The sequence below is a fragment of the Kitasatospora albolonga genome (assembly GCF_039535905.1).
GTDB lineage: Bacteria > Actinomycetota > Actinomycetes > Streptomycetales > Streptomycetaceae > Kitasatospora > Kitasatospora albolonga.
Window position 1 is genome coordinate 1 of the sequence record NZ_BAAAYB010000056.1, and the last position, 12,842, is coordinate 12,842.

12 protein-coding genes and 2 pseudogenes are annotated in these 12,842 nt (G+C 75.1%); 9 read left to right on the plus strand and 5 right to left on the minus strand.

The genetic code is table 11. The features are described 5' to 3' along the window. Both ABD946_RS13345 and ABD946_RS13350 read left to right on the plus strand, forming a co-directional pair. A pseudogene (locus tag ABD946_RS13345) lies at positions 1–259 on the plus strand (hypothetical protein); the annotation flags it as partial. Then, positions 214–531, plus strand: coding sequence for an NADAR family protein (locus ABD946_RS13350; protein ID WP_345283254.1), 318 nt, complete (start codon positions 214–216; stop codon positions 529–531). The pseudogene ABD946_RS13345 and the gene ABD946_RS13350, both read left to right, overlap by 46 nt. Positions 532–1,178: 647 nt before the next feature. On the opposite strand, the gene ABD946_RS13355 is transcribed toward ABD946_RS13350, so the two are convergent. Both ABD946_RS13355 and ABD946_RS13360 read right to left on the minus strand, forming a co-directional pair. Further along, on the minus strand, positions 1,179–1,355 hold the full coding sequence (locus tag ABD946_RS13355; protein WP_345283256.1) for a hypothetical protein: 177 nt from the start codon (positions 1,353–1,355) through the stop codon (positions 1,179–1,181). Positions 1,356–1,496: 141 nt separating this feature from the next. After that, a complete protein-coding gene (locus ABD946_RS13360; protein WP_345283257.1) occupies positions 1,497–2,027 on the minus strand; it encodes a hypothetical protein in 531 nt (176 codons plus the stop codon). A gap of 197 nt (positions 2,028–2,224) precedes the next feature. Between ABD946_RS13360 and ABD946_RS13365 the strand changes: the two are divergent. After that, a pseudogene (locus tag ABD946_RS13365) lies at positions 2,225–2,509 on the plus strand (endonuclease/exonuclease/phosphatase family protein); the annotation flags it as partial. Positions 2,510–2,659: 150 nt separating this feature from the next. Continuing rightward, on the plus strand, positions 2,660–4,825 hold the full coding sequence (gene helR / locus ABD946_RS13370; RefSeq protein WP_345283258.1) for an RNA polymerase recycling motor ATPase HelR: 2,166 nt from the start codon (positions 2,660–2,662) through the stop codon (positions 4,823–4,825). A gap of 117 nt (positions 4,826–4,942) precedes the next feature. Here helR and ABD946_RS13375 read toward each other — a convergent pair whose 3' ends face one another. After that, positions 4,943–5,542: a hypothetical protein gene (locus tag ABD946_RS13375; RefSeq protein WP_345283283.1), complete on the minus strand. Its 600-nt coding sequence runs from the start codon at positions 5,540–5,542 to the stop codon at positions 4,943–4,945. 228 nt (positions 5,543–5,770) lie between these two features. On the opposite strand from ABD946_RS13375, the gene def reads away from it, so the two are divergent. The 5 genes from def (at position 5,771) to ABD946_RS13400 (ending at position 10,216) form a co-directional block, all read left to right on the plus strand. After that, complete coding sequence (gene def / locus ABD946_RS13380) at positions 5,771–6,316, plus strand: peptide deformylase (RefSeq protein WP_345283260.1); 546 nt, start codon at positions 5,771–5,773, stop codon at positions 6,314–6,316. Positions 6,317–6,407: 91 nt separating this feature from the next. Beyond that, on the plus strand, positions 6,408–7,346 hold the full coding sequence (gene fmt, locus ABD946_RS13385) for a methionyl-tRNA formyltransferase (RefSeq protein WP_345283261.1): 939 nt from the start codon (positions 6,408–6,410) through the stop codon (positions 7,344–7,346). Positions 7,347–7,378: 32 nt separating this feature from the next. Next, positions 7,379–7,666, plus strand: a complete 288-nt coding sequence (locus tag ABD946_RS13390; RefSeq protein ID WP_345283263.1) for a hypothetical protein — start codon at positions 7,379–7,381, stop codon at positions 7,664–7,666. A gap of 45 nt (positions 7,667–7,711) precedes the next feature. After that, positions 7,712–9,151 carry an RsmB/NOP family class I SAM-dependent RNA methyltransferase gene (locus tag ABD946_RS13395; RefSeq protein ID WP_345283264.1) on the plus strand — a complete coding sequence of 480 codons (1,440 nt, stop codon included), beginning with the start codon at positions 7,712–7,714 and terminating at the stop codon, positions 9,149–9,151. Positions 9,152–9,241: 90 nt separating this feature from the next. Beyond that, the gene (locus ABD946_RS13400) at positions 9,242–10,216 is read left to right on the plus strand and encodes an aldo/keto reductase (RefSeq protein ID WP_345283265.1); all 975 of its coding nucleotides are present in this window, start codon (positions 9,242–9,244) and stop codon (positions 10,214–10,216) included. 80 nt (positions 10,217–10,296) lie between these two features. Here the strand turns inward: ABD946_RS13400 and ABD946_RS13405 are convergent, their stop codons facing one another. Both ABD946_RS13405 and ABD946_RS13410 read right to left on the minus strand, forming a co-directional pair. Beyond that, positions 10,297–10,473, minus strand: a complete 177-nt coding sequence (locus ABD946_RS13405) for a hypothetical protein (RefSeq protein WP_345283266.1) — start codon at positions 10,471–10,473, stop codon at positions 10,297–10,299. Positions 10,474–10,591: 118 nt separating this feature from the next. Continuing rightward, positions 10,592–12,709, minus strand: coding sequence for a sensor histidine kinase (locus tag ABD946_RS13410; RefSeq protein ID WP_345283267.1), 2,118 nt, complete (start codon positions 12,707–12,709; stop codon positions 10,592–10,594). Positions 12,710–12,842: the final 133 nt, after the last annotated feature.

Genomic DNA, 12,842 nt, shown 5'->3' on the forward strand with positions numbered 1-12,842 from the left:
CGTCCAGCTCGGCCACTGGTTCCCGCGCGAGCCGCAGGCCGATCCCGGCAAGCTCGGCCTGCGCCACGACTACCCCGCCCCGATCACGGTCGCGGACGCGGTCCACCCGTCCGCCGCGCACGCCTACTGGGCGCTGTCGGCCGCCGAGCCGACGACCGTCGGGCGATCTCGGCTGCGGGGAGCGCCGCCGCCGCACGCACGCTCGCGGGCGGGGTGGCCCGTCGCGAGGGCTGGGAGGGTGTCCGAACCGCCGTCATGACGAGCCTGCTGCGCGCCAAGTACGACCAGCACCCCGGGCTGGCCGAGATCCTGCTGGCGACGGGCGACGCCACGGTGATCTACGACGACATGGACTCGGAGTACTGGGGTGACAACACCGGCCGGGGCCGCAACTGGGTCGGGGCGGCTCCTCGAACTCGTGCGCTCGGAGCTCCGGTTGCGGCGTTCGGGGATCCTCGCGGAGTGAGGCCGGGAGGCCTGGCCGGACCTCACCACCGTACGGGGATGCTCCGGGCGACGAGGCGGCGGTAGGCGCGGGCTGCGGGGGTGGTGGGCTCGGTGAGGTGGTGGGGGTCGGGGAAGGCCTGGCTGCCCGCGGTCGGGGGGTGGGGGCCCGGGCCGAAGGCGTTGCCCTGGAGGCGGCCGGTGACCAGGCGGTGGCGGTGATGGGGGGAGCGGCCTGGGGCAGCCTGCGAGGGCCGGGCCGCGGTTGACCTGGAACCACACCTCGCGGCCGTCGGCGAAGCGCAGGACGCTCTCGCGGAGGTCGTTCCGGTCGGTGTACACGGTCCAGGCCCGGCCGCCGGGGGCGTGGTGCGTGCGGAGGCGGTGCAGGAAGCGCGCCAGGTCGACGGCGGCGCCGAAGGGGATCAGCGCGTCGGCGTAGGGCTCGCCGCCGAGGAAGTGGAGCCGGAACTCCAGGCCGTACGGCCGCCCGTGGACCGTGCGGCGGACGGGGAGGGAGAAGGTGTCCGCGTCCTCGTGGCGCCAGTGGTGCTCGGGGCGGACGTGCCGGAGCAGGTGCTCGTAGGAGAGTCCGCCCTGACCGGCCGTCAGGCCCGGGATGCGGTCGGCCGAGCCGTGCAGCAGGTAGAGGCACATCAGGTCGACCGGATGGGTCTCGTGGGCCGGCCGGCCGAGGAGCCCGTCGGAGAAGGCGTCGCGCACGGGGCGCCGCCTCAGAAGCTGCGGACGATGAACCAGATGGCGGTCCCCGTGACCGCCAGGCCCCCGCCGATCGTGACGGTGCGGCCGAGGCCTTCGTGGACGTACTCGGCGAGGAGGTTGCCGGTCAACGCGATCAACGGCGTGCCGATGACGAGCAGAGCGATGCCGATCACGTGGTAGATCATCATGGGAGCCCCCCGGAACGATCACCCGAGTGGTGATCCGGAGGCAAGATCGTAGAGCGGTGCGGCACGCGGGGAAAGCGGGTTGCCGAGGGGGTCGGCGGAACCGTGCGGCGGGGGCGGGGCGTCTCCGGGCGGAACAGGTGATCAAGGTCGGACGGTGGGAGTGCCCGTGGCGGGTGTGGTGACGGAGACGGTGGCGGCCGGGAGGCGGCGCGGGGCGTGGCGGCGGGTGGGATACGTGCTCTGCGGGCTGGCGGCGCTGCCGGCGCTGGTGCTGGCGGCGGTGCGGCTCGGGGGCTTCGACGACGGGACGTACTGGGCGGTGCCGATGGCCACGCTGCCGTACGCGGCGCTCGGGGCGGTGCTGGGGGCGGCCGGGCTGCTGGGGCTGCGGGCGTGGCGGACGGCGGTGCCGGCGGTGCTGCTGGTGGCGGTCCAAGTGGCCTGGTTCGCACCGCGGTTGGTTGCGGACGCCGGTGCGGCTCCGGCGGAGGCGCCGCGGCTGCGGGTGGCGGTCAGCAACGCGTACATGGGGCAGATCGACCCGGCCGCGCTGGTCGGGCTGGTGCGGGACCAGCGGGTGGACGTGCTGGCCGCGGTGGAGCTGAACCCGGTGGCGGCCCGGCGCGTGGAGGCCGCGGGGCTGGCGGAGTTGATGCCCCATCGGATCGTCACCGGGGACACCGTGCTCTACTCCCGGACGCCGCTGACGCCCGTCGGGATCGGCACCACCGCCGGGGCGGCGGCCGCGGGCGAGGTGACGGTGGGCGGGAAGAGCGTGCGGGTGGTCCCCGTGCACACCTTCTACCCGATGGGCGACCCGGCCAAGTGGGCAGGCGGGATGCGGGAGTTGAAGGCGGAGGCGGCGCGGTCCCCCCCGCAACACCGTGATGCTGGGGGACTTCAACGCGACCCTCGACCACGCGCCGATGCGCGAGCTGCTGGGCGTCGGACTGGCCGACACGCACGAGCAGTTGGGCAAGGGCCTGGTGCCGACCTGGCCGGAGGACTACCACGACCTGCCGGGGCTGCCGCCGGTGATCCAGATCGACCACGTGCTGCACGGGGAGGCACTGCGACCGGTGGCGGTGTCGGAGCACACCCTGAAGGGCACGGATCACCGGGCAGTGGTGGCGGAGTTGGCCCTGACGGGCTGAGGGCGGCTGGGAGAGGGAGAAAGCACTCTTCTGGCCACTACCAACTTATAGCGCGAGGGGGGCCTTGTGGCAAGGCCCCCCTGATGCCCCACAATCGCAGGCCGAAGCCAGAACCTGCGCAAATGGGAGATTCGCGAGTTGCACACCTCTATGTCGGAATCCGGTTCGCGCACCGCCGAGAGCGCCTTCGACCTGCCGGACCGTCTGGCCGCCAAGGCCGACCCGGCTCTGACCGCAGCCGACGAGCGGCACTTCGCCGCCATCGCGACCAGTCTGGAGGAGACCGTCGCCGAGCTGACCGAGCAGCTCGACTCCGCCCGCAAGGCCCCCGGCGGGGCCGGCCGGGCCGCCATGGACCGCGACATCGAGGTGCACCGCCTCGCCGGGCGGCTGCGCGCGCTGGGCCGCTTCGGACTCGACCTGTGCCTGGGCCACGTGGTGGAGGAGGCCACTGGCGAGGCGGTGTACATCGGCCGCCTCGGCCTGACCGACGCCGACGGCCGCCGCCTGCTGGTGGACTGGCGCTCCCCGGCGGCCGAGCCGTTCTTCGCCGCCACCCACGCCAACCCGATGGGCCTGGCCAGCCGCCGCCGCTACCGCTGGACCCGGGGCCGGATCACCGACTACTGGGACGAGGTCTTCACCGCCGAGGGCCTGGAGGGCCGGGCCGCGCTGGACGACCAGTCGGCCTTCATCGCCAGCCTCGGCAGCACCCGCTCGCCGAAGATGCGCGACGTGCTGGCCACCATCCAGTCCGACCAGGACGCGGTGATCCGGGCCGGCTCGCGCGGCGCCCTGGTGGTGGACGGCGGGCCCGGCACCGGAAAGACCGTGGTCGCCCTGCACCGCTCCGCCTACCTGCTGTACGCCGACCCCAGGCTCGGCCACCGCCGGGGCGGGGTGCTGTTCGTCGGCCCGCACCAGCCGTACCTGAACTACGTCGCGGACGTGCTGCCCAGCCTCGGCGAGGAGGGCGTGCGGACCTGCACGCTGCGCGACCTGGTCCCCGAGGGCGCCGTGGCGCTGCCCGAGACCGACCCCGAGGTGGCCCGGCTGAAGTCCACCGTCGAGATGGTCGGGGCGATCGAGTCGGCCGTCCGGATCTACGAGGAGGCGCCCACCGCGGGCATCCAGGTCTCCACCCACTGGGGCGAGTTCTGGCTGAACGCGCGGGACTGGGCGCAGGCCTTCGAGGCCGTCGAGCCCGGCACCCCGCACAACGAGGCGCGCGAGCAGATCTGGGACGAGCTGGTCGCCATCGTGCACGAGCAGCTGGACGAGGAGGCCGGGATCACCACCGAGCTGCTCTCCCGCTCGATGCGCCGGGACGCGGAGCTGGTCACCGCCTTCCACAAGGCCTGGCCGCTGATCGAGGCGGCCGACCTGGTCGGCGACCTCTGGGAGGTGCCCGCCTACCTGCGGCTGTGCGCGCCCTGGCTGGCCCCCGAGGAGGTCCGGGCGCTGCGCCGGGCCGACCCCCGGGCCTGGACCACCGCGGACCTGCCGCTGCTGGACGCCGCCCGGCACCGGCTCGGCGACCCGGAGGCCGAGCGCCTGAAGCGCCGTCAGCGGGCCGCCGTGGCCTCCGAGCGGGCCCGGATGGACGACGTGATCCGGGAGATGACCGGCGCCGACGACGACGGCGAGGGCGCCGTCACCATGCTGATGGGCCGTGACCTCCAGGACTCGCTGCTGGACTCGGGCGCGGTGCCGCAGGCCGCCGCCGAGCCGCTGACCGGTCCGTTCGCCCACGTGGTGGTGGACGAGGCGCAGGAGCTCAGCGACGCGGAGTGGCACATGCTGCTGCTGCGCTGCCCCTCCCGCAGCTTCACCGTGGTCGGTGACCGGGCGCAGGCCCGGCACGGCTTCGCCGAGAGCTGGCAGGAGCGGCTGGACCGGATCGGCCTGGACCGCGTCACGGTCACCTCCCTGACCGTCAACTACCGCACCCCGGAAGAGGTGATGGCCGAGGCCGAGCCGCAGATCCGGGCCGCCCTGCCGGACGCCAACGTCCCGCTCTCGATCCGCAGCAGCGGGGTGCCGGTCCGGCACGGGGCCGTCGCGGAGCTGGACCGGGTGGTGGAGGAGTGGCTGGCCGCCAACGCCGAGGGCACCGTCTGCGTGATCGGTGCGCCGCGCCACCGGCCGACGGACCCCCGGGTCCGGTCGCTCACCCCGACGCTCGCCAAGGGCCTGGAGTTCGACCTGGTCGTGGTGGTCGAGCCGGCCGCGTTCGGCGAGGGCGTCGAGGGGGCGGTGGACCGGTACGTGGCGATGACCCGGGCGACGAGGGAGTTGGTGGTGCTCGCCGGCTGACGGCCGGTCACCGGTCGCGGCCGGTGGGGTCTGTGCGGGGGCGGTGCCCCGCACGGACCCGGTGAGGCGTTCGGCAGGGTCCGGTACGGGGTCCGGAACGGCGCCGCGGGGCTGCCGTCAGCCGCGCAGCGGGACGCCCGGGTGCTCGGGGTGACGGGCCGGCGGGATGGCGGGCGGCAGGCTGCGGGTGAGCGGGTGCTCCTCGGCGGGGCGGACCGGGCGGGCCGGCGGGAGGCCGTCGGCCGGGCGTGCGTGCGGGAGGCCGTCGGCGGGCCGCGTGTGCGGGATGCCGTCGGCCGTGCGGGCGTGCGGAAGGTCCTCGGGCGGGCGGCTCGGGGAGGGCACGGTGGTGGCGAGCAGCTCGCCGGTGGGCCGCCGCATGCCGTAACGGCGGTGCACCGCCTGCTTGGTGACGCCGAGGGCCGAGCCCACCGAGTCCCAGGAGAAGCCCAGCGCCCGGTCGAACTCGACGGCCGCCGCCACCAGCGTCTCCACGCTCTCCCGCAGCTCCTGCGCCAGCCGTACGGTCGGCGCGGGGGCCCGGCCGTAGACCACGAACCCGGCGGAGGTGGAGGGCCGCCGGGGGCGGTAGACGTTGCCCAGCTGGGCGGTGAGGGTGCGCAGCGCGTCCACCTGGCGCCGGACCCGCTCGATGTCGCGCACCAGCAGGTGCAGGCTGGCCCGCGCCCGGGCGTCGTGGTTGATCTGCTCGGCCATGGCCTCTGCTGCCACCTTTCCCAACGTGCTGCTTCCGGCTGCGTCCGGGCGCCGGCCCCGGCCCGGGCCTGGGCGGCCCGGTCAATCCCACTTGACCAACGCCCGAGTGCGCCGCTGGTCACGCGACCGGTGCAGACGGGATATGCCAGAAACGCCGCCGAACGGGTGCGCCGGGATTGCATAGACTGGCCGCTGCCCGTGCCGACCGACCGTCAGGAGACCTCCCGCATGGCGATCCAGCCGATCCGGCTGTTCGGCGACCCGGTCCTGCGGGCCACCGCCAAGCCCGTCACCACCTTCGACAAGGAGCTGCGCCGGCTGGTCAAGGACCTCACCGACACCATGGTCGACGCGCCGGGCGCGGGCCTCGCCGCCCCTCAACTCGGCGTCTCCCTCCGGGTGTTCACCTACCGGGTGGACGGCGTGCTGGGTCACCTGGTCAACCCCGACCTGTCGCTCAGCGAGGAGGAGCAGGACGGCCCCGAGGGCTGCCTCTCGCTCCCCGGCCTGCGCTTCGACACCAAGCGCGCCTACGGCGTGGTGGCCAAGGGCTTCACCATGTACGGCGACCCGGTGACCATCGAGGGCACCGAGCTGCTCGCCCGCTGCATCCAGCACGAGACCGACCACCTGGACGGCGTGCTCTTCCTGGACCGTCTGGACCGCGAGCAGCGCAAGGCGGCGATGAAGGCGATCCGGGACGCCGACTGGGGACAGGGCCTGGTGCCCCGGGTGAAGGTCTCGCCGCACCCGACCTTCGGCTTCCCGCGCTGACGCACCGGCGCCGACGCCGCCGCGCCGGCGCACCGGCACCGACGCACCGGCGCCGACGCAACCGTTCCACGAACCGAAAGGCCCCACCCGCATGCGCCTCGTCTTCGCCGGCACCCCCGACGTCGCCGTCCCCGCCCTGGACGCCCTGATCGCCTCCGACCGCCACGAGGTGGTCGCCGTGGTCACCCGTCCCGACGCGGTCTCCGGACGCGGCCGCAAGCTGGTCGCCAGCCCCGTCGCCCAGCGGGCCGAGGAGGCCGGGATCGAGGTGCTCAAGCCCGCGAAGCCGAGCGACCCGGACTTCCTCGCCCGGCTGGCCGAACTCGCCCCGGACTGCTGCCCGGTGGTCGCCTACGGTGCGCTGATCCGCCCGGGCGCGCTGGAGATCCCCAAGCACGGCTGGGTCAACCTGCACTTCTCGCTGCTGCCCGCCTGGCGCGGCGCCGCGCCCGTCCAGCACGCGGTGCTGGCCGGTGACGAGGTGACCGGCGCCTCCACCTTCCTGATCGAGCAGGGCCTCGACTCCGGCCCGGTCTACGGCGTCCTCACCGAGGAGATCCGTCCGAGCGACACCAGCGGCGAGCTGCTCGGCCGCCTCGCCGTCTCCGGTGCGCGGCTGCTGACCGCCACCATGGACGGGCTGGAGGACGGCACCCTGCACGGCGTCCCGCAGCCGGCCGACGGCATCACCCTGGCCCCCAAGATCTCGGTCGAGGACGCCCGGATCGAGTGGACCCACCCCGCCCTGCGGGTCGACCGCCTGGTCCGCGGCTGCGCCCCCAACCCCGGCGCCTGGACCACCTTCCGCGGCGAGCGCCTCAAGCTCTCCGGCCCCGTCAAGCTCCTGACGGACAGTGCGGAGCTGGCCCCCGGCGAGATCGCCGCCGTCGGCAAGAACTCCGTCCGGGTCGGCACCGGCTCCCACGACGTCGAGCTCGGCGAGGTCCAGCCCCAGGGCAAGAAGCCGATGCGCGGCGCCGACTGGGCCCGCGGCGTCCGCCTGGAGCCCGGCGAGCGCCTCGGCCTCTGAGGGGCCGGGCACTGCGGAGCTGAGGAGCCGTCATGACGTCGAACGGTCGCCGCACGGTGCTCGCCCGGTGGGCCGGTCCGCCGCCGGGGGCACCGCGGCGGACCGCCTGGCAGCGGTTCAACAGGCCCGGGACCGACTCGGGTTGGCTGCTGCTCGGGGCGAACTTCGGGCTGTTCGCCTTCCTGGGGCTGCGCGCCTTCGTCGGGGTGCTGCAGGGGTCGGTGCTGCTCGGGCTGCTGGCGCTGGCGTGCGGGCTCGGTGCGGCGCGGGCCGGATACGTGATGTGGCGCGTCGCGGGGCGGCGCGGGCGCTCCACGTAGACTGGCCGTTCTGAGATCCGCAGCACCTTTCGAGAGGCCCCGCACGTGAGCACCCCCGCCAGCCCCAGCGCCAAGCGTCCCCCGCGGCCGCACCGTCGTCCGAAGAAGGACCCGGCCCGGATCGTGGCGTTCAAGGCGTTGCGGGCGGTGGACGAGCGGGACGCGTACGCGAACCTGATCCTGCCCTCGCTGCTGCGGGAGGCGGAGCAGAAGGGGATGGACCGGCGCGACGCGGCGCTGGCGACCGAGCTGGTGTACGGGACGCTGCGGATGCAGGGGACGTACGACGCGGTGATCTCGGCGTGCATCGACCGGCCGCTGCGCGAGGTGGACCCGCCGGTGCTGGACGTGCTGTCGCTGGGTGCGCACCAGCTGCTGACGACCCGTATCCCGAGCCACGCCGCCGTGTCGGCGACCGTGGAGCTGGCCCGGGTGGTGCTCGGGGACGGGCGGGCGAAGTTCGTCAACGCGGTGCTGCGGCGGATCAGCGCGCAGGACCTGGAGACCTGGGTCGGGCAGATCGCGCCGCCGTACGAGGAGGACGCCGAGGAGCACCTCGCGGTGGTGCACTCGCACCCGCGCTGGGTGGTCTCGGCGCTCTGGGACTCGCTGGGCCGCTGGCAGCCGCAGGCGAGCGGCCGGGCCGCGGTGGAGGAGCTGCTGGCGGCGGACAACGTCCGCCCCGCGGTGACCCTGGTGGCCCGCCCCGGGCGGTCCACGGCGGCCGAACTGCGGGAGGCCAGGCCGGAGTCGGAGGCCGGCCGGTGGTCGCCGTTCGCGGTGCGCCTCGCCGAGGGCGGCGAGCCGGGCGGGATCGAGGCGGTCCGCGAGGGCCGCGCGGGCGTGCAGGACGAGGGCAGCCAGCTGGTGGCGCTCGCGCTGGCGGCCGCGCCGGTGGAGGGCCGGGACGCGCTCTGGCTGGACGGCTGCGCCGGGCCGGGCGGCAAGGCGGCACTGCTGGCCGCGCTGGCGGCCGAGCGCGGCGCCGCGCTGGTGGCCTCGGAGAAGCAGCCGCACCGGGCCCGCCTGGTGGCCCGCGCGCTGGCCGGGAACCCGGGCCCGTACACCGTGATCACCGCCGACGGCACCAGGCCGGCCTGGGCCGAGGGCACCTTCGACCGGGTGCTGGTGGACGTCCCCTGCTCGGGCCTGGGCGCGCTGCGCCGCCGTCCGGAGGCGCGCTGGCGCCGCCGCCCGGAGGACATCGCGGGCTTCGGGCCGCTCCAGCGGGACCTGCTGCGCGGGGCGATCAAGGCCACCCGGCCGGGCGGCGTGGTCGGCTACGCGACCTGTTCGCCGCACCTGGCGGAGACCCGCGCGGTGGTGGACGACGTGCTGCGCGAGGGCCTGGGCGTGGAGTGGATCGACGCCCGCCCCCTGCTGCCGGAGATGCCGGGCCTGGGCGAGGGCCCGGACGTCCAGCTCTGGCCGCACCTGCACGGGACGGACGCGATGTACCTGGCGCTGTTCCGCCGGACGGCCTGATCACCCGATCGTGTCACGGAGTTGACGGTTCGTCGGGGACGGCCGGAAGGGGCTGGACAGCGGCGGCGGCCGGGCGGGAGGGTGGCCGGTATGGAGTACACCCAGCTCGGCCGCACCGGCCTGTCCGTGTCCCGCCTCTGCCTCGGCACGATGAACTTCGGCCCGCACACCACGGAGCCGGACTCGCACACGATCATGGACACCGCCCACGAGGTGGGCATCAACTTCTTCGACACCGCCAACGTCTACGGCGGCCCCGGCCACCGCGGCCGCACCGAGGAGATCCTCGGCAGCTGGTTCGCGCAGGGCGGCGGCCGCCGGGAGAAGACCGTGCTGGCCACCAAGCTCTACGGCCAGACCGGCGACTGGCCGAACGAGGGCCGGCTCTCCGCGCTGCACGTGCGGCGCGCGGTGGAGGACAGCCTGCGCCGCCTCGGCACCGACCACATCGACCTGTACCAGATGCACCACGTGGACCGGGCCACGCCGTGGGAGGAGATCTGGCAGGCGATGGAGGTGCTGGTCGCCCAGGGCAAGATCCTCTACGTGGGCTCCAGCAACTTCGGCGGCTGGCACCTGGCGCAGGCCCAGGAGGCCGCCAAGGCGCGGCACTTCCTCGGTCTGGTCAGCGAGCAGTCCGTCTACAACCTGGCGGTGCGCACCGTGGAGCTGGAGGTGGCCCCGGCCGCCGAGCACTACGGCATCGGCCTGATCCCGTGGTCGCCGCTGTTCAGCGGCATCCTCGGCGGGGTGCTGCGCAAGGAGCGCGAGGGCGTGCGGCGCCTCGCCGACGGCTGGGTGGCGGACGAGGTGGCCAAGCGGCGCGAGCAGCTGGAGGCGTACGAGGACTTCGCGGCCGAGCTGGGCGAGGAGCCGGGCGACATCGCGCTGGCCTGGCTGCTCAGCCGCCCGGCGGTCACCGCGCCGATCGTCGGCCCGCGCACCCTGGACCAGCTGCACGCGGCGGTCCGGGCGCTGGACCTGACGCTGGACCAGAAGTCGCTGGACCGGCTGGACGAGATCTTCCCGGGCTTCAAGCCCGCCCCGGAGGCCTACGCCTGGTAGTCCCGCGGAAGTGGGCCGGGCCCGGAGGCGTGCTGCCTCGGGGCCCGGCCGGGTGACGGTTGGTCAGTGGGGCGGCGCGGTCACTGCCGGGGGCAGTGGCCGGGGTTGGGTACGCAGGAGACGTTCCGGCCGTGCGGCTGGCCCGCGAGCTTGCACCCGTTCTGGATGTCGGCCGGGCCGCCCGGCTTGCGCTGCGCGTCCTGCTCGCCGGCGGTGGCCTGCGGAGCGGCGTCCTGCGGGGTCGGGTCGGTATTCATGATCGGGTCCTTCCTCCGTGCGCCGGTCGATCAGCCGGCGCCCCACAAACGCTACGGTCGGGCGGGTGCCGTCGCATGAGGCAGCGGTCCCGACGAGGTCCCACGGGCCGTGCGCCGTTCAGGTGGTGACGGGCAGTGGCAGGACGGCCGTGGCCACCGTGCCGCCCGTCGCGGCCGGGGCCAGCGAGAAGCGGCCGCCCAGTTCCTCGGCGCGGTCCGCCATCGAGCGCAGGCCGATGCCGCCGCCCTCGGCCGGTGGGGTGAAACCACGGCCGTCGTCGGCCACTTCGGTCTCCAGGTGGCCGTCCCGCACGGTGAGGGCCAGCCTGATCCGGGTGGCCCGGGCGTGCCGGACGGCGTTGTTGAGCGATTCGGCACAGATCCGGTAGGCCGCGACCTCGACGGCGGCGGGCAGCGGCGGCAGCGGATCGGGCGTCAGCACGGCGGTGATCTCGGGGCCTGCCCCGGCCAGCCGGCCGACCAGGGTGGCGACGGCGTTGCCCAGCCCGTACTTGTCGAGGGCGGCGGGGGCCAGGCCGTCGGTGATGTGCCGCAGTTCGACGATGGCCTGGCCGATGCCGGCCGAGACCTCGGCCAGCGGCCGGTCGCCGGGACCGCCCGGGCCGTCGAGCGCCCGGATCGCGTCGACCCGCAGCCGCAGGCCGGAGAGCATCGGGCCCAGTCCGTCGTGCAGGTCGTGGCGCAGGCGGCGCCGGGCCTCCTCGCGGGCCAGCACGATCCGCTCCCGGCTGGCCTGGAGCTCCTCGTACAGGCGGAGCGAGGCGACCGCCGGTGCGGCGTGGGCGGCGAGGGTGGCGAGGATGTCCGCGTCCTGCCGGTCGACGGCGGGCTCGCCCGGGCGGGGCGGCACCAGCAGCCGCCCGATCACCTCGTTCTGATAGGTCATCGGGAACTCGGCCGCGTGCAGCGGGTCGACCGAGCCGAGCAGGGCCAGCTCCAGTTCGCCGTCCCTGGTGCGCACCACCACCCGGGCGCCGGGCAGGCGGAGGGTCTCCACCACGGTGGCGCAGACCAGCCGGGGCAGTTCGGCCGGGGAGACGGCCCGGCCCAGCCGGTCGGTCAGCCGCCGCACCACCTGGTAGGGCTCGGCCCGTTCGCCGTAGTAGTAGCGGTTCACCATCCGGGTGGCCCAGCGCACGGTGGGGCGCAGCAGCATCCCGATCAGCAGGGCGACCGGGGCGAGCAGCAGCCCGGTGGAGGGGGAACCGGCCGGGAGCAGGCGGTAGGAGAGCAGCGCGGCCGCGCCGTAGCCGGTGATCAGCACGGTGGCGGTGAGCAGCCCGGTGAGAGCCCGCAGGGCGGGCCGGTCCAGGTGGAGCGAGCGGTCCCGGACGCAGGCCAGCACGGTGGCGGCGGGCCAGGAGGCGGCGGTCAGGTACCAGAGCACCTCGGTGGTGGAGGAGCTCAGGCCCAGCAGCGAGGCGAGCAGCTCGACCACGATCCAGAGCAGGTACGGCAGCAGGATCGCCACCCCCGAGACCCGGGCGCGCGGGCCCGCCGCCCCGCGCGAGCGGATCCAACGGACCGTCATCACCAGCAGGTTCACCCCGACCACGGCGTCGCCCAGCCACTCGGCGTACGGCCAGTCCAAGGTCCACTCGTACGGGCGGGAGAGCAGCTCGGGGTCGAGCGGCAGCGGCTGCCCGTACCAGGGGTCGAAGGCACCGGTGCCGACCGTGGTCTGCACGCCCGCCAGCAGGGCCAGCAGCACCAGGTACGGCGGCCCCCAGCGGCGGGGCAGGCGGCCGCCGGGGAGGAACAGCGGCAGGGCGAACAGGCCGAGCAGGAAGAGGCTCTTGCCCGCCAGGGCCAGCGCGCAGGCGAGGGTGAACAGGGCCGTCCCTGGCGCGAGTTCGGCGGTCGCGGCGGGCAGTGCCTCGGCCAGCACCGCGCCCGCGCCGCCGGCCAGCAGCAGCCGGCCCAGGCCGATCGCCGGGTGCTGGGTGGCGAACAGCACCCCGGCCATCGCCATCCCCGTCCCGGTCACCACCTGGACCCCGCCGTAGCCGGAGGCGAAGTCCACCAGCTCCTCGCTGGAGCTGCCCAGCACCACCAGCACCCAGACCAGGGCGCCGAGCAGGGTGAGGGCGAAGACCGCGTATGCGGGCAGCAGGCTGGACCGGGCGGCAGGCCGTCCGGTGCCGGAGGGGCGCTCCGACGCCGCCGCGGGCGGGCCGGCGGCGGTGGCGGGGGCGGCCGGTTCGGGTGCGGTCATGCGGGCCTCCTGCCCGGAGGCCGCCACCGCTCATGCGGCCCGGCCGGGGTTTCACTCTTCCGGTCCCGCCCGCCCGGGCTCCAGGGGCCGTGGTCCCGACCCGGTCCTCCGTGTGCGGACGGGACGGAACGCT